Genomic DNA, 15,947 nt, shown 5'->3' on the forward strand with positions numbered 1-15,947 from the left:
GATGATCGTGACGGTGTCCGCGATGGCGCGGATCTCCTTCAGCTTGTGGCTGATGATGATGCAGGTGATGCCCTGTTGGCCAGTCCCATCCTCATCATGCGCGACATCGTCAAGGAGTTCGGCGGCGGCGTCCGCGCCCTCGACGGCGTCTCGCTCTCGGTCCAGCCCGGCGAGGTCCACGCCATCTGCGGCGAGAACGGCGCCGGCAAGTCGACCCTGATGAAAGTCCTCTCCGGCGTGTACCCGTACGGCAGCTTCGAGGGCACCATCGAGTTCGAGGGCGAGGAGGCGCAGTACCGGTCGATCAACGACAGCGAGGCCGACGGCATCGTGATCATCCACCAGGAGCTCGCCCTCAGCCCCTACCTCTCCATCGCCGAGAACATCTTCCTCGGCAACGAGAAGTCGACCCGCGGCGTCATCAACTGGAACGCGACCAACGCGGAGGCGGCCAAGCTGCTCGCCCGCGTCGGCCTCGCCGAGAGCCCCGCGACCAAGATCCTCGAGCTCGGCGTCGGCAAGCAGCAGCTCGTCGAGATCGCCAAGGCCCTCGCCAAGGAGGTGAAGCTCCTCATCCTCGACGAGCCCACCGCGGCCCTCAACGACGAGGACAGCGACCACCTGCTCGGCCTGATCGACCAGCTCCGCAAGCAGGGCATCACCTGCATCATCATCAGCCACAAGCTGAAGGAGATCCGCGCCATCGCGGACACCGTCACGATCATCCGCGACGGCCGCACCATCGAGAGCTTCCCGATGGCCGGCGAGGAGGCGTCCGAGAGCCGGATCATCCGCGCGATGGTCGGACGCGACCTCAACAGCATGTTCCCGCCGCGCGACCCGCAGATCGGCGAGGAGAAGCTGCGCGTCGAGAACTGGACGGTCCACCACCCCGTCGACATCAACCGCGTGGTCGTCGACGACGCCTCCTTCACCGTACGCGCCGGCGAGATCGTCGGCTTCGCGGGCCTGATGGGCGCCGGACGCACCGAGCTCGCGATGAGCATCTTCGGGAGGAGCTACGGCACCGGCATCTCCGGCCGCGTCTACAAGGACGGCAAGGAGATCCAGACCCGCACCGTCGACGAGGCCATCCGCAACGGCCTCGCCTACGCGACCGAGGACCGCAAGCGCTACGGGCTCAACCTCATCGGCGACATCACCGTCAACGTCTCGGCCGCCGCGCTTTCGCGCCTGGCCCGGCTCGGCGTGATCGACAAGCACCGCGAGTACAAGGTCGCCGACTCGTACCGATCGAAGATGAACATCAAGGCGCCGACCGTCTCGGCCGTCACGGGGAAGCTCTCCGGCGGCAACCAGCAGAAGGTCGTCCTCTCGAAGTGGATCTTCTCCGGTCCCGACGTGCTGATCCTCGACGAGCCCACCCGCGGCATCGACGTGGGAGCCAAGTACGAGATCTACGGGATCATCAACGAGCTCGCGGCCCAGGGCAAGGCGGTCGTCGTCATCTCGTCCGAGCTGCCCGAGCTGATCGGCCTCGCCGACCGCATCTACACCATCTCCGAGGGACGGATCACGGGCGAGATCGATCGCGCCGACGCCACCCAGGAGCACCTCATGCACTACATGACCGCCGGAAAGGAACAGGCCCGATGAGCGCCACGACCACCAGAGCGCCGGCGGACACGCCCGCCAACACGCCCTCCACCCCGCCCAAGCGCTCGCGCCGGCTGAACATCAACCTCCGGCAGTACGGCATCCTCGCCGCGCTGGCCATCATCGTCCTGCTCTTCCAGGTGCTGACCGGCGGGCGCCTGCTCCTGCCCGGCAACGTCAACAACCTGATCCAGCAGAACGCCTACGTGCTGATCCTCGCGATCGGCATGGTGATGGTCATCATCGCCGGCCACATCGACCTCTCGGTCGGCTCGGTCGTGGCGATGGTCGGCGCCATCTCGGCGATCGCGATGAACAACTGGGGCCTGCCCTGGTGGGCGGCCGTCGTCGTCGCCCTCGTCACCGGCGCCGCCGTCGGAGCCTGGCAGGGCTTCTGGGTCGCCTTCGTCGGCATACCGGCGTTCATCGTGACCCTCGCGGGCATGCTGATCTTCCGCGGCTTCACCCTCGTCCTCCTCACCGGCGGGACGATCAACGGCCTCCCCACCGAGTTCACCGCGATCGGCGCCGGCTGGCTGCCGGGCGTCCTCGGCGGCATCGCCGGCCGCGACGCGCTCACCCTGGTCCTCGGCCTGATCGTCTGCGTCGTCCTCGTGGCCCAGCAGCTCCGCAGCCGCGCGACCCTCCGCCGCCTCGAGCTGCCCCGCGAGCCCATCGGCTCGCTGGTCGCGAAGTCGGCCATCGCCGTCGTCGCGATCATGGCCCTCTCCTGGCTGCTCGCCGGCTACAGCGGAACCCCGATCATCCTGATCGTGCTCGCCGTGCTGATCCTCGCCTACAGCTTCGTGCTCGGCCGGACGGTCTTCGGCCGCCACATCTACGCGATGGGCGGCAACCTGTTCGCCGCGATGATGTCCGGCGTCAAGACGAAGTGGGTCAACTTCTTCATCTTCGTCAACATGGGCGCACTGGCCGGAGTCGCGGGCATCGTCAGCACCGCCCGCGCCGGCGGTGCGGTCGCCTCGGCCGGACAGAACTACGAGCTGGACGCGATCGCCGCGGTCTTCATCGGCGGCGCCGCCGTCCAGGGAGGCGTGGGCACCGTCGTCGGAGCCGTCATCGGCGGACTCGTGATGGGCGTGCTCAACATGGGCCTGTCCATCCTCTCGGTCGACGCAGCCTGGCAGATGGCGATCAAGGGCTTCGTGCTCCTGCTCGCGGTGGCGTTCGACATCTTCAACAAGCGCCGCGCCGGCGGCCGCTAGGCGAACGCCGGGCGCCGCCCAGCGGCGCTCCTCGTCCTTCTCTTCTACAGTTCTCGGGCGCGGCTTCTCCTCGGGGGAGCCGCGCCCGAGTGCATCCGAGACCCGTCGGGGTCCAGCGACAGGCAGGCGATCATGGCAGGAGCAGTCGGAGCCTCCAGCAACGCGCTGCTGCGCCGCACGAACCTCGCGAGCCTCGCGACGCTGGTGCACCGCTCCGGTCCCACCAGCCGCGCCGAGCTCGGCCGCCTCACCGGGCTGAACCGCTCCGCCGTCGCGAACCTGGTCGGCGAGCTGAGCGAGCTCGGCTGGGTGGCGGAGGAGACCACCGCACCGGACGGCCGCATCGGCCGCCCCAGCGCCACCGTCGTCCCCGGCGACCGGTTCGCGGCCGTGGGCGTCCACCTCGACACCGACGCGATCATCGTCGGCCTCGTCGGCCTGCACGGCGAGCTGCTGCGCCGCGTCCGCTTCGACACCCCCAAGCCCGCGAGCCCGGCCACGGTGGTCCGCGTCGTCACCGGCATCGTCGAGGGCTTCCGCTCCGAGCGGGAGTCGCTCCGCACGCTGGTCGGCGCGGGCGTCGCCGTCCCCGGCCTCGTCCAGGCCGACTCCGGCTTCGTCCACCGCGCCCCGCACCTGGGCTGGCGCGACGTCGACCTCGCCACCCAGCTGAGCCGCGCCCTCGACCTCCCGGTCGCCGTCGGCAACGACGCGACCCTCGGCGCCATCGGCGAGTCCCTCTTCGGAGCCGCGCACGGCGTGGCCGACGTCGTCTACGTCACCGGCGGCGCGGGCGGCATCGGCGGAGGAGTCATCATCGGCGGCGTCCCGCTCCAGGGCTCCTCGGGATTCGCGGCCGAGCTGGGCCACACCCTCGTCGCCACGAACGGCCGCCTCTGCGGCTGCGGCCGGCGCGGCTGCCTCGAGGCCGAGGTCCGGATGCGCTCCCTCCTCGACGTCCTCGGCGCCCGCGTCCTCGACCAGGACGAGCTCGACATCGCCCTGGGCACCTCCCGCGACCCCGCCGTCCTCGGCGAGGTCGCCCGCCAGGTCGACCTGCTCTCGGAGGGCCTGTCCACCTACATCAACCTCTTCAACCCCACCGCGGTCGTGCTCGGCGGCTTCCTCGGCTCGCTGCTCACCGTCGACCGCGAGCGCCTCGCCGCCCGCGTCTCCGCCCGGGCTCTGAGCGACCTCGCGCGCGGCGTGCGGATCGAGCGGGCCGCCCTGCGCTCGAGGCTGGAACTCGTCGGCGCCGCGGAGCTACCCTGGCGGCGGGCGCTGGCGGATCCCGCCGCCGTCACCGGGGGCGCGCAGCCGCCGGGTGGGAGCAGCAGCCGCGAGGACGCCCTGGGCGCCCGCGCCTGACCCCGGCACTCGAGTGCCGGCACCGCGTCGAGGAGGACGAGCATGGCCGACTGGAACGACACGATCATCGAGGAGTTCCGCGCGAACGGCGGGACCGTGACCACGGGCGGCTTCGGGAGGAGCCTCGTGCTGGTGCACCACCGCGGCGCCCGCTCCGGTGAGGAGCGCGTGACTCCGCTGATGGCGCTGCACCCCTCCGAGGACGTCTGGCTGCTCGCCGCGTCCGCCGCCGGTGCGCCCAAGCACCCCGCCTGGTTCCACAACATGGTCGCCCACCCGGACCTGGCGAGCGAGACCCCCGACGACGGCACCGTCGACGTCCGGGCGCGCGTCCTCGCCGGGGAGGAGCGCGACGCCGGCTGGGCCCGCTTCACCACCGCCTCCGCCGGCTTCCTCGACTACGAGAAGCGCACCACCCGTATCATCCCGGTCGTGGAGCTCACCCGCCGCTGACCGCGAGCCGTCAGCGCAGCAGCACGGGCACCGTGTCCGGCGTGCTCCAGCTCAGCGCGATCCGCTCGCGGAAGCCGCCGCTGCGCAGCTCCGCCTCGAGCGCGTCGATCACCACGGGGAGCAGCGCGCGCCGCTCGATCAGCAGGTCGAGCACGAGCCGGTCGCCGGCCGTCAGCAGCACCGGGCCCGATCCGGGCAGCACCGCGATCCACTGGCACTCCCCCACCTGCACGCTCCGGTGCCGGCGGAGGCGTCGGAGCAGCTCGGGCAGCGCCTGCGGATCGAGGGCGGACACGTCGGCACGGAGGGCGATCACCCCGCGAGCGTGCCCGCGCCGGACGACCTCGCGCCGACCTCCCGGTGAACACCGCCCCTCCGCGGGACGCCGCCCGCGAGAACGACACGACAGGAGCCCGCCCCGCGGCGCACCGCACCCGGGAACGGGAGAAGCCCCCGACCGGACATCCGATCGGGGGCTTCTCCTCTGGTTCTCTCGAACCCGGTTCTCTCGAACTCCGGTTCTCGTGAACTCTGGTGCGCGAGGGGGGAGTTGAACCCCCACGCCCTTTCGGGCACACGGACCTGAACCGTGCGCGTCTGCCTATTCCGCCACTCGCGCTCACCAGCGGCACCGAAGCGCCGACGAGAAATCGTAGCATCCCCCGGCCCCGGAGCCGAACCGGCACCCGCCGCCCCGGGTCGGAGCTCCCCCGGGAGCCGCCACCGGGCCGTGCCGGTGAGAGCGCGCACACGGCACTCCGGCCGCGAAACCACCGCGGAGGATCGCGCATCCAGACCATCCCAGTAACATGCCCGTAGCCGTGCGCGGCGCAGACCAAGAAGAGGAAGCGGCGACGGGCGCGCAGACATCTCGATCCGTGCGCGACCGCCGAGAAGGCGAAGAACCGGAAGATCGGAAGACTGTGGGCATACTGGACAACTTCGAGAAGGGACTCGAGCGCGTCGTCAACGGCGCGTTCGCGCGGACCTTCAAGTCGGGTCTGCAGCCGGTCGAGCTCGCCTCCGCCCTCCGCCGGGAGCTCGACACCACCGCCGCCGTGGTCAGCCGCGACCGCATCCTCGTCCCCAACAGCCTCGTCCTGCGGATGTCCGCGACCGACCTCGACCGGATGCAGCGCCTCGGCGCCACCCTGATCGACGAGCTCACCACGGTCGCCACCGAGCACGCCACCAAGCAGGGCTTCCGCTTCCCCGGCCCGATCGACATCTCCCTCGCCGTCGATCCGGCGCTCAGCGACGGCATGGTCGAGGTCGACTCCCGCAGCGTGAAGGGCACCGTCGCCTACACGCCCGTCCTCGACATCGACGGCCGGCGCCACCCGATCACGAAGGCGCGCACCGTCATCGGCCGCGGCAGCGACGCCGACATCACCGTCGACGACTCGGGCACGTCCCGCAAGCACGTCGAGATCCTCTGGGACGGCTCCCGCGCCCAGGTGCACGACCTCGGGTCCACGAACGGCTCCAAGCTCGACGGCCGGCCCGTCACGCAGGCGCCCCTGGCCCCCGAGCAGACCATCACGATCGGGCGCACCTCGATCGTCTACCGCGTCGTGCAGGGCTCCGCGCCCGCACGCACCGACCGCCCGTCCTCCGGCAGGGCAGCCGGACGCGGCTCCGAGGGATTCTGGGACGACCGGCTATGAGCGAGCTCACTCTCTTCCTCCTGCGCATCGCGTTCCTCGCGCTGCTGTGGTTCTTCGTGTTCGGCATCGTCTACGCGCTGCGCTCCGACCTGTTCGGGCAGCGCGTGCGCAAGCTGCCGCCCGGCGCGCAGGCCGCGTCCCCCGAGGCCCCGTTCGTGACGGCGGCCCAGCCCGTGGTCGCTGCGGCCGCCCCGGCTCCCGCGCCCGCGCAGCCCGCCTCCCCGTCGGCACCCTCGGCCCGGAGGAGCCGCGAGGCCGCCGCCGAGCGCGCCGAGCAGGGAGGCGCCGCCACGGTCCACACGGCGCAGCGCCTCGTGATCACCTCGGGCCCCAAGCGGGGCACCGAGCTCGAGCTGACCGGCGACCCGCTGACGATCGGCCGCTCCGCCGAGTCGACTCTGGTCATCCGCGACGACTACACCTCGACCCACCACGCGCGCCTTCTCCTCTGGAACGACGAGTGGATGATCCAAGACCTCGACTCCACCAACGGCACCTTCCTCGACGGCCGCCGTGTCGGCGCGCCCACCAAGGTGCCGCTGGACACGCCCGTGAAGGTCGGCACCACCACCTTCGAACTGCGGCGGTCGTAGCGCGTGGCCCCCACTCCGGAGAGCGGCTCCGGCCACGGCGCGGTGCGCGAGAGCGCCGCCGTCTCGCACGTCGGCAGAATCCGCTCGAACAACCAGGACTCCGGCTACGCGGGCCGGCAGCTCTTCGTCGTCGCCGACGGCATGGGCGGTCACGCGGGCGGCGACGTCGCCTCCTCCATCGCGATCAAGCGCATCGCGGAGGCGGACCGCGTCTACGCCTCCACCTACGAGGCCGAGGACGAGCTCAAGCGCACCCTGCTGGCGGCCAACACCCTGCTGGCCGACGCCGTGGTCGACCACCCCGAGCTCACCGGCATGGGCACCACCGTCAGCGCGATCGCCCGCGTCGGCGAGTCGGTGGCGATCGCGCACATCGGCGACTCCCGCATCTACGTCCTCCGCGACGGCCGGCTCGAGCAGGTCACGACCGACCACACCTTCGTGCAGCGCCTGGTCGACTCCGGCCGCATCACGGAGGAGGAGGCGATGACGCATCCGCGCCGCTCCGTCCTGATGCGGGTCCTCGGCGACGTGCACACCAACCCCGAGATCGACACGCTCACGCTCGAGACCGAGCCGCACGACCGCTGGCTGATCTGCTCCGACGGCCTCTCCGGCGTCGTCCCGCACGACGAGATCCTCAAGGAGCTCAACCGCGACGAGACCGCGCAGGAGGTGGCCGACCGCCTGATCCGCGACAGCCTCTCGCACGGCGCCCCGGACAACGTCACCGTCGTCGTCCTCGACATCCCCGGGGCGGGCGACACCGCGCGCATCCTCGCCCCCGTGGAGGAGCCGGTGGTCGTCGGATCCGCCGCCGCGCCCACGCCCTTCAGCACCGACGACTCGCAGAACCGCGTCCGGATCCCCGGCCTCCGCCTGCACACCCGGGCTCCCGCCGCGCAGGGCCCCACCCACTTCGAGCCCGCGTCCGAGGACTACCTCGACGAGCTGATCGAGGAGGACCGCCGCCGGCACCTGCGCCGCCGCATCACCTGGCTCGTCGGCCTGTCCCTCGTGCTCATCATCGGATTCCTCGGGATCCTCTTCGCCTACGACTGGACGCAGTCGCGCTTCTACGTCGGCACCGACGGGGACACCGTGATCATCTACCAGGGCATCCAGCAGTCGGTCGGCCCGCTCTCGCTCTCGGAGGTGAAGGAGGACACGGGAATCCCGCTCGACTCCCTCCGCGCCTACGACGTCGAGCAGCTGGAGCAGACGATCAGCGCCGACTCCTACGCCGGCGCGGTCGACATCGTCGAGCGCCTCACGGACGCGAACGGAGCACCATGACGGACGCCGCCACGGCCACCGCCCGCCCCGCCCCCGAGCGGCAGGGCTTCTTCCGCCAGAAGCTGCGCAATCTCGAGCTCCTGCTCCTGATCGGCGCGTGCCTCATCGACGCCGGCGCGATCGTGCTCGTGCAGCTCGGCGCCCTCGGCTCGATCGACACCACGCTGGTCTCGCTGGGCGCCGGCCTCTCGGCGCTCGTGCTCGCCGTGCACGTCGTGCTGCGCTTCGCGGCCCCGGCGGCCGACCCCTTCCTCCTCCCGATCGCCACCGTGCTGAACGGACTGGGGGTCGCCGAGATCTACCGGATCGACATCGCCGACGGCGCGACCGGCTGGGAGTCGGTGGCGGTGCGGCAGATCTTCTGGAGCGCCCTGGCCGTCGTGGCGGCGATCGTGGTGCTGCTGGTCATCCGCAACCACCGCGTGCTGTTCCGCTACACCTACGTCGCCGGGTTCGCGGCGATCGTGCTGCTCCTGCTGCCGCTCCTGCCCTTCATCGGCCGCGAGGTCAGCGGCGCGCGTGTGTGGATCGGGATCGGCGACGTGGCGAGCTTCCAGCCCGGCGAGATCGCCAAGATCGCCCTCGCGGTCTTCTTCGCCGGCTACCTCGTGCGCAACCGCGACTCCCTCTCGATGGTGGGCCGCACCGTCCTCGGGATGCGCTTCCCGCGCCTGCGCGACCTCGGCCCGATCCTGGTGGTCTGGGCGGTCACGATGGGCGTCATCGTCTTCCAGCGCGACCTGGGGACGGCGCTGCTCTACTTCGGCCTGTTCCTGGTCATGCTCTACGTCGCGACCGCCCGCACCAGCTGGGTCCTCATCGGCGTCGGCCTGTTCCTCGGCGGCGCGCTGCTGGCGAGCCAGACGCTCGACTACGTGGGCAACCGCTTCGCCAACTGGCTCGAGCCCTTCAGCGCCGAGCGCTACGGGGCGGATCCGGGCGGCAGCTACCAGCTCGTGCAGGGCCTCTTCGGCCTCGCGCACGGCGGGCTGCTCGGCACGGGCCTCGGCCAGGGGATGCCGGATCTCACGCCGGTCCCGCAGTCCGACTACATCATCGCCAGCCTCGGCGAGGAGCTGGGCCTCGCCGGGCTCTTCGCGATCTTCGGCCTCTACCTCCTGCTGGTCTCGCGCGGGTTCCGCATCGGCTTCGCCGGGCAGGACGACTTCGGGCGCCTCCTGGGAGTCGGCCTCTCGTTCGTGATCGCCCTGCAGTGCTTCATCGTCATCGGAGGCGTCACCCGCGTCATCCCGCTGACCGGCCTGACCACGCCGTTCCTCGCCGCCGGCGGCTCCTCCCTCGTGGCGAACTGGATGATCGTGGCGGTGCTGCTGCGCCTGTCCGACACAGTCCGCAGTCAGCCTCGTCTGGTGGTGTGATCCGTCGATGAACCGAGAACTCAAACGGGTGAGCCTCGTCGTGCTGACGATGTTCGTGGCACTCTTCCTCTCCACCACCACCATCCAGGTGATCCAGGCCGACTCCCTCGACGAGGACGGCCGCAACACGCGGACCCTCTACGAGAGCTTCTCGACCGAGCGCGGTGCGATCCTCGCCGGCGGTCAGCCGATCGCCTCCTCGACGCCGTCGGACGACCTCTACAAGTTCCAGCGGCAGTACGCGAACGGCCCGCTCTACTCCGCCGTGACCGGCTACTTCACTCTGAACCAGGGCACCACCGGCATCGAGCGCACGCTCAACGACTACCTCTCGGGCACCTCGAACTCGCAGTTCTTCGACGAGATCAACAACCTCGTCACGGGCCAGGACCCGAAGGGCGCGTCGGTCGAGCTCTCGATCGACCCGGTCGCCCAGCAGGCCGCCTTCGACGCGCTCGGCGACTACACGGGGGCCGTCGTCGTGACGGAGCCGGCCACCGGCCGCATCCTCGCGATGGTCTCGAAGCCCACCTTCGATCCCACCGCGCTGGCCTCCCACGACACCGACGACGTCCTCGCCGCCTACCGGGCGCTGAACGACGACTCCTCCGAGCCCCTCGTGAACCGGGCGATCGGCGGCTCGCTCAACCCGCCCGGCTCCGTCTTCAAGCTCGTCGTGGCCTCGGCCGCCCTCGAGTCCGGCCGCTTCACGGCCGACTCGAGCTTCCCCAACGTCGAGTCGTACACGCTGCCCGGCTCCTCGTCGCAGGTGATCAACTCCGGAGGCGGTCTCTGCGGCTCCGGAGAGACGGTCACGCTGGCCACCGCCGTCTCGCTCTCCTGCAACGTCCCGATGGCCGAGATGGGCGTGCAGCTGGGAGCAGACGCGATCCGCTCGCAGGCCGAGAAGTTCGGCTTCGACACCGAGCTCGAGATCCCGATGTCGGTCGAGGCGAGCACCTACCCGACGAAGACGGACGACGCCCAGACGGCCCTCACCGCCTTCGGACAGTACGAGGTGCGCGCGACGCCGCTGCAGATCGCCATGGTCTCCGCGGCGATCGCGAACGGCGGCGAGGTGATGCAGCCGAACCTGGTCGACTCGATCCGCTCGCAGGACCTCAGCGTGCTGCAGCAGTTCCAGGAGAAGTCGCTCGGCCGGGCGGTGAGCACGCAGACCGCGGACGCCGTCAAGGCGATGATGGTCGCCAGCGTCCAGGGCGGCGCGGCGACGAATGCAACAATAGGGGGCGTCACTGTGGCCGGTAAGACCGGTACCGCCGAGAACGGCGGGGACGACCCGTACACCCTCTGGTTCACCGGCTTCGCGCCTGCGGACGACCCGCAGTACGCCATCACCGTGCTCGTGGAGAACGGTGGAGGGCTCGGCCAGACCGGGTACGGCAACCTGATCGCCGCACCCATCGGACAACAGGTACTAGAGGCGGTGCTGAACAAATGAGACCCACGACAGGCCTCACCTTCGGGGGACGCTACGAGCTGCAGTCCCGGATCGCCATCGGCGGCATGGGAGAGGTGTGGCAGGCGACCGATCTCGTCATCGGCCGCACCATCGCGATCAAGATCCTGAAGGACGAGTACCTCGGCGACCCCGGATTCCTCGAGCGCTTCCGCGCCGAGGCCCGCCACGCGGCGCTGGTCAACCACGAGGGCATCGCCAACGTCTACGACTACGGCGAGGAGGACGGCTCGGCCTACCTGGTCATGGAGCTCGTCCCCGGCGAGGCGCTCTCGACCGTCCTCGAGCGCGAGCGCGTCCTCTCGACCGACAAGGTCCTCGACATCGTCGCGCAGACCGCGCTCGCCCTGCACGCCGCGCACGCCGCGGGCCTCGTGCACCGCGATGTGAAGCCGGGCAACCTGCTCATCACGCCGGACGGCCGCGTCAAGATCACCGACTTCGGCATCGCCCGCATCGCCGACCAGGTCCCGCTGACGGCGACCGGGCAGGTCATGGGCACGGTCCAGTACCTGTCCCCGGAGCAGGCGAGCGGCCAGCCCGCCTCCCCCGCCACCGACATCTACTCGCTGGGCATCGTCGCCTACGAGTGCCTGGCCGGGCGCCGCCCCTTCACGGGCGAGTCGCAGGTCGCCATCGCGATGGCGCAGATCAACGACACCCCGCCGGAGCTGCCGGTCACGGTCGCGGAGCCGGTGCGCAACCTCGTCTACTCCTGCATCGCCAAGAAGCCGGCCGACCGCCCCGCCACCGCCGCGCACCTCGCGCGGGCGGCCCAGGCGCTGCGCTCGGGCGACGTGCGCGGAGCGGCGCTGGCCGTCCCCGCGGTCCTCAGCGACCTGCCCGCGACGCAGGCGACCACGGTCCTCCCCTCCAACCAGGGCGCGACGCAGGCGACCACGGTGCTCCCCTCCGGCGCGGCCGCGGCCGCCGCTCCGTTCGTGCCGATCGAGGAGCCGCTCGAGCCGGCCGAGGAGCCGCGTCGCCGCAGCCCCTGGACCTGGCCGCTGATCGCCCTCATCGTGATCCTCGCCGTCGTCATCGCGGGCACGATCTTCGCCCTGACGACCGGCGGGAGCAGCGACCCGGCCGCCTCCCCCACCGCGCCGACCAGCACGGCCCCGTCGCCGACGCCGTCCGAGACTCCGAGTCCCACGCCGACGCCGACCTCGAACACGGTCGTCATCGACAAGGCCGACTACGTCGGGCGCTCCTTCGACGACGTCGAGACCGAGCTCGAGGCCCTGGGCATGGGCGTCCGCCGCGCGGACGGCCCGAGCGCCCCCACCGCCGAGCAGGTCGGACTCGTCGAGGACGTGAACCCCACCGCGAACGTGGTGAAGGGCACGACCATCGAGGTCTCCGTCTTCACCGAGGTCGCGACCCCGGACGCGCCGACCGCCGTGCCGACCGTCACCCCCGCCGCCTCCAGCGTCGAGGCGGGCGCGACGTTCAACGTCACCTGGAGCAACTACAACCAGTGCCCGAGCGGAACCTCCGTGAGCGGTTACCGGGTGACCGCGACCGGTGAGGGCGCGAGCGTGACGAGCACCAACCCGTCGAACTCGACGACCGCGACGATCCAGGCCGGCACCACGGCGGGCACGATCGACGTCACGTACACCGTGCTCTGCGGCGAGTCGGAGTCGGCGGCCTCGCCCACCCTCTCCGTCACCGTCGAGGAGCCGACTCCGACCCCGGCGCCGACCCCCACCTCGAAGGCCACCTCGACGCCCACCCCCTCCGAGTAGCGGCGGCGCGCCGGTCGGGGCACCACTCCGGCCCGGCGCCTCGCGGCCGTCGCGTCGCGCCCCCGCCCGGAACACCAGGGGCCCATAGGTACACTTGCCGTGGCTCCTCGGGGCCGCACCACACGGAAGTACAGGGCGGGAGCGTGCGCGTGACGGATGAGGGTCGCCTGATCGCGGGACGGTACCAGGTCGGGCCCCGGCTCGGCCGCGGCGGGATGTCCGAGGTGTACCTCGGCACCGACACCCGGCTCGGCCGCACCGTCGCCATCAAGGAGCTGAAGCTCTCCCTCTCCTCCGACTCCGCCTTCCGCCTGCGGTTCCGGCAGGAGGCGCAGTCCGCGTCGCGCATGTCGCACCCCACGATCGTCCGGGTCTTCGACGCGGGCGAGGAGGTCTCGCTCGACGACAACGGCGCCGAATCGCGCCGGCCCTTCATCGTCATGGAGCACATCGAGGGCCGCCTCCTCAAGGACCTGATCGCCGAGGGCCCCCTCGACGTGGACGAGGCCGTCCGCATCACGGAGGGCATCCTCACCGCCCTCGAGTACTCGCACCGCGCAGGCGTCGTCCACCGCGACATCAAGCCCGGCAACATCATGCTGACCCCGTCGGGCCAGGTGAAGGTGATGGACTTCGGGATCGCCCGCGCCGTCTCCGACTCCGCCGCCACGGTCGCTCAGACCACGGCGATCCTCGGCACCGCGGCCTACTTCTCCCCCGAGCAGGCGAAGGGCGAGCAGGTCGACGCCCGCAGCGACCTCTACTCCGCCGGCATCGTGCTCTTCGAGCTCCTCACCGGCCGTGCGCCCTTCCGCGGCGACACCCCGGTGGCCGTCGCCTACCAGCACGTCAGCGAGACGCCGCCGGCGCCGAGCTCCATCAACCCGGCCGTCACCCCCGCACTCGACGCGGTCGTCGCCCGAGCACTCTCCAAGGACCGCTACGAGCGCTTCCAGGGAGCTGCGGAGTTCCGCGACGACCTGCGCGACGCCGCCGCCGGACGCCTCCCCGACCACCGCCCGATCGACGAGCTGACCACCTCGCTCTTCGCGGCCCGCAGCCAGGGCGGAGTCAACGACTCCGAGCTCGCCCTCCGCCAGCTGGCCGAGGACAACTCGATCGTCCGCACCCAGCGCCGCCCGCCGGTCCTCTGGATCTGGTCCTCGATCGTCGTGCTGGCCGTGATCGTCGCCGCACTCGTGATCTGGGTGCTGACGCTCCAGCCCGCGTCGACGCTGCCGTCGCAGTCGCGCGAGGTCCCCACCCTCACCGAGACCACCTACGACAGCGCCCAGTCGACCCTGACCGAGCTCGATCTCGTGCCGAGCCAGGTCGCGGAGTACAGCTCGACCGTCCCCGAGGGCGAGGTGATCCGCACGGATCCGGGCTCGGGCACGATCGTCGCACCCGAGACGGTCATCCGCATCGTCGTGTCCCAGGGCCCCCAGCCCGTCGCCGTGCCGGACACCGTCGGGCAGAGCCTCGCCGAGGCCATCGACGCGCTCACCGCCGTCGGCTTCGTCGAGGGCTCTCAGACCCGCGAGAACTCGCCGACCGTCCCGGGCGACGTCGTGCTCTCCGCCTCCCCCGGAGCGGGCCAGCAGGTCGCCCCGGGCACGCCGGTCGACCTCACCGTCTCCTCCGGCCAGGTCACGCTCCCCGACCTCGTCGGGACGTCCCTCAGCAGCGCGCTGGCCACCCTCGCCTCCGAGAAGCTGCAACTCGTGGGGGTCGAGGTCCCGGACGAGACCTGCGACGCGACCCGGGCGAACCCGCCCATCACGACCCAGTCCCTGGCTCCGGGCGACGTCCCGCAGGGATCGACCGTCCAGCTCGGATACTGCGCGGGCTGACCCGGCCTGCAGCCCGCTGCGGCTGCGGCGTCGACCGACGGCGCCCGGTGGAGGCCGGGCCGCTGCTCTGCGCGCCGAGAAGGGCTCGTCGGGACGTTGCTCGTCGGGGTCGATGCTCCACGGAGCCGACGGCGCCGAGGTGAACGGCTACGCCCGGCGCGCGTCGGCGAGCGGGGGCTGGAGCCGCACGACCTCGCCGGCTGCCGATCCGTCGGCGGGACGTGCGATCCTGCCGCGGATGTCGCTCGGGGTGAGCCCCTCGCGGCGCTTGAGCGCACGGCGGAGGTGGTCCGCCGAGGAGAATCCGGACGCGGCGGCGATCGCCTCGAGCGGGACCTCCCGCGGGCGGCGGCGCAGGAGCTCCACGGCGCTGGCGACCCGGGAGCGCTCGATCTCGCTCGCGACAGTGGTGCCCGCGTCCTCGAAGAGCCGCTGGAGGGAGCGGGTGGACACGTTGACCGCGTCGGCCACCGCCTCCGGGGTGCAGCGCGGCGTGCGGTGCGTCCGGTCGATGACCGTGCGCGCGCGCCCGAGCGTGGCGGCTCGCACGCTCGTGGTGCCGGGCTGCGAGCTCGCCGCCGCGAGGAACGCGCTGGTGAGGAGCTGCTTGACCACGTGGGCGAAGCCGGTGACCTCGCCCTCGCCGGGCAGCCCCGTCCCCGACTCCGCCGCGAGGGCGAAGGCGGTCGTGAAGGCGTACGCGGCGCGGGTGGACCGGGCGTCGGGGTCGAGCGCGTAGACCGGGGCCGACGTGTCGAAGCCGTAGCGGCGCATCTCGTCGGCGCGCAGCGAGAGGTGGAGGATCGTGGCCGGAGTCGTCGACTCGGTCGTGAACGTCGTCGTCCCCTGCTGGTACGAGATCGAGCCCGGACGCAGCAGCACCGTTCGGTCCGGGGCGACCATGCGCACGAAGCCGTCGATGAGGAAGCTGAAGGTGAGGAAGGAGGTGTCGTCGGCCGGCCACGTCCCGCGGAGGACGCGCAACGGCGAGACCGTCATCAGCACGACGCTCAGATCGGCGGTGCCGAATCCCGAACCGGTGATGCTCGGAACGGTGCCGGGTTTGACGACGATGCGCGGTCCGAGATTCTCGAGTTCTCGGATTCCCGAGAAAGCCCAGGAGATCGATGCGACCATGAGGTCCCCCCGGACTTCTCTTCTGCGGCGCCGACCCCCTGTCGGCGCCCTCTGATTATGCAGGGAAAAGAAGCCGCATCCTCCGCCGGGAGCCCGTCAAATCCCGCCACCTGATCGGGGGGTGCGC

General features: G+C 71.4%; 13 protein-coding genes and 1 tRNA gene. 11 read left to right on the plus strand and 3 right to left on the minus strand.

Features of this window, described 5'->3' with window-relative positions; genetic code table 11:
* The first annotated feature begins 96 nt into the window (after positions 1-96).
* The 4 genes from mmsA (at position 97) to C5C33_RS07870 (ending at position 4,664) form a co-directional block, all read left to right on the plus strand.
* The gene (gene mmsA, locus C5C33_RS07855) at positions 97-1,617 is read left to right on the plus strand and encodes a multiple monosaccharide ABC transporter ATP-binding protein (protein WP_104255654.1); all 1,521 of its coding nucleotides are present in this window, start codon (positions 97-99) and stop codon (positions 1,615-1,617) included.
* Entirely contained in the window at positions 1,614-2,843 is a 1,230-nt protein-coding gene (gene mmsB / locus C5C33_RS07860; RefSeq protein WP_104260869.1) for a multiple monosaccharide ABC transporter permease, read from the plus strand. The genes mmsA and mmsB overlap by 4 nt, the downstream gene beginning before the upstream one ends.
* A gap of 132 nt (positions 2,844-2,975) precedes the next feature.
* On the plus strand, positions 2,976-4,211 hold the full coding sequence (locus C5C33_RS07865; RefSeq protein ID WP_104222655.1) for an ROK family transcriptional regulator: 1,236 nt from the start codon (positions 2,976-2,978) through the stop codon (positions 4,209-4,211).
* Between the two features lie 42 nt (positions 4,212-4,253).
* The gene (locus C5C33_RS07870) at positions 4,254-4,664 is read left to right on the plus strand and encodes a nitroreductase/quinone reductase family protein (protein WP_104260870.1); all 411 of its coding nucleotides are present in this window, start codon (positions 4,254-4,256) and stop codon (positions 4,662-4,664) included.
* A gap of 10 nt (positions 4,665-4,674) precedes the next feature.
* On the opposite strand, the gene C5C33_RS07875 is transcribed toward C5C33_RS07870, so the two are convergent.
* The gene (locus C5C33_RS07875; RefSeq protein WP_104247543.1) at positions 4,675-4,980 is read right to left on the minus strand and encodes a hypothetical protein; all 306 of its coding nucleotides are present in this window, start codon (positions 4,978-4,980) and stop codon (positions 4,675-4,677) included.
* 216 nt (positions 4,981-5,196) lie between these two features.
* Positions 5,197-5,283 (minus strand) — tRNA-Leu (locus tag C5C33_RS07880).
* A gap of 304 nt (positions 5,284-5,587) precedes the next feature.
* Between C5C33_RS07880 and C5C33_RS07885 the strand changes: the two genes are divergently transcribed.
* The 7 genes from C5C33_RS07885 to pknB all read left to right on the plus strand — a co-directional run bounded on the left by C5C33_RS07885 (position 5,588) and on the right by pknB (position 14,683).
* Positions 5,588-6,331: a DUF3662 and FHA domain-containing protein gene (locus tag C5C33_RS07885; protein ID WP_104222658.1), complete on the plus strand. Its 744-nt coding sequence runs from the start codon at positions 5,588-5,590 to the stop codon at positions 6,329-6,331.
* The gene (locus C5C33_RS07890; protein ID WP_104225776.1) at positions 6,328-6,924 is read left to right on the plus strand and encodes an FHA domain-containing protein; all 597 of its coding nucleotides are present in this window, start codon (positions 6,328-6,330) and stop codon (positions 6,922-6,924) included. Before C5C33_RS07885 ends, C5C33_RS07890 begins: the two co-directional genes overlap by 4 nt.
* A 3-nt stretch (positions 6,925-6,927) precedes the next feature.
* Complete coding sequence (locus tag C5C33_RS07895) at positions 6,928-8,220, plus strand: Stp1/IreP family PP2C-type Ser/Thr phosphatase (protein ID WP_258069202.1); 1,293 nt, start codon at positions 6,928-6,930, stop codon at positions 8,218-8,220.
* Positions 8,217-9,599 carry an FtsW/RodA/SpoVE family cell cycle protein gene (locus C5C33_RS07900; RefSeq protein WP_104260871.1) on the plus strand — a complete coding sequence of 461 codons (1,383 nt, stop codon included), beginning with the start codon at positions 8,217-8,219 and terminating at the stop codon, positions 9,597-9,599. Before C5C33_RS07895 ends, C5C33_RS07900 begins: the two co-directional genes overlap by 4 nt.
* 7 nt (positions 9,600-9,606) lie before the next feature.
* On the plus strand, positions 9,607-11,061 hold the full coding sequence (locus tag C5C33_RS07905) for a penicillin-binding protein 2 (protein ID WP_104232999.1): 1,455 nt from the start codon (positions 9,607-9,609) through the stop codon (positions 11,059-11,061).
* Positions 11,058-12,830, plus strand: coding sequence for a protein kinase (locus C5C33_RS07910; protein WP_104260872.1), 1,773 nt, complete (start codon positions 11,058-11,060; stop codon positions 12,828-12,830). The genes C5C33_RS07905 and C5C33_RS07910 overlap by 4 nt, the downstream gene beginning before the upstream one ends.
* Before the next feature lie 149 nt (positions 12,831-12,979).
* The gene (gene pknB, locus C5C33_RS07915; protein ID WP_104222663.1) at positions 12,980-14,683 is read left to right on the plus strand and encodes a Stk1 family PASTA domain-containing Ser/Thr kinase; all 1,704 of its coding nucleotides are present in this window, start codon (positions 12,980-12,982) and stop codon (positions 14,681-14,683) included.
* Positions 14,684-14,830: 147 nt separating this feature from the next.
* Here pknB and C5C33_RS07920 read toward each other — a convergent pair whose 3' ends face one another.
* Complete coding sequence (locus tag C5C33_RS07920) at positions 14,831-15,820, minus strand: helix-turn-helix domain-containing protein (RefSeq protein WP_104222664.1); 990 nt, start codon at positions 15,818-15,820, stop codon at positions 14,831-14,833.
* Between the last annotated feature and the right edge of the window lie 127 nt (positions 15,821-15,947).

It is taken from the genome of Rathayibacter sp. AY1H3, assembly GCF_002932015.1.

What these genes read in the sequence shown, in the direction of transcription:
- C5C33_RS07920 (WP_104222664.1), bottom strand. Translation starts at nt 15,820, where the DNA reads ATGGTCGCATCGATCTCCTGGGCTTTCTCGGGAATCCGAGAACTCGAG.
- mmsA (WP_104255654.1), top strand. Translation starts at nt 97, where the DNA reads ATGCGCGACATCGTCAAGGAGTTCGGCGGCGGCGTCCGCGCCCTCGAC.
- mmsB (WP_104260869.1), top strand. Translation starts at nt 1,614, where the DNA reads ATGAGCGCCACGACCACCAGAGCGCCGGCGGACACGCCCGCCAACACG.
- C5C33_RS07890 (WP_104225776.1), top strand. Translation starts at nt 6,328, where the DNA reads ATGAGCGAGCTCACTCTCTTCCTCCTGCGCATCGCGTTCCTCGCGCTG.
- C5C33_RS07870 (WP_104260870.1), top strand. Translation starts at nt 4,254, where the DNA reads ATGGCCGACTGGAACGACACGATCATCGAGGAGTTCCGCGCGAACGGC.
- C5C33_RS07900 (WP_104260871.1), top strand. Translation starts at nt 8,217, where the DNA reads ATGACGGACGCCGCCACGGCCACCGCCCGCCCCGCCCCCGAGCGGCAG.
- C5C33_RS07910 (WP_104260872.1), top strand. Translation starts at nt 11,058, where the DNA reads ATGAGACCCACGACAGGCCTCACCTTCGGGGGACGCTACGAGCTGCAG.
- C5C33_RS07905 (WP_104232999.1), top strand. Translation starts at nt 9,607, where the DNA reads ATGAACCGAGAACTCAAACGGGTGAGCCTCGTCGTGCTGACGATGTTC.
- C5C33_RS07865 (WP_104222655.1), top strand. Translation starts at nt 2,976, where the DNA reads ATGGCAGGAGCAGTCGGAGCCTCCAGCAACGCGCTGCTGCGCCGCACG.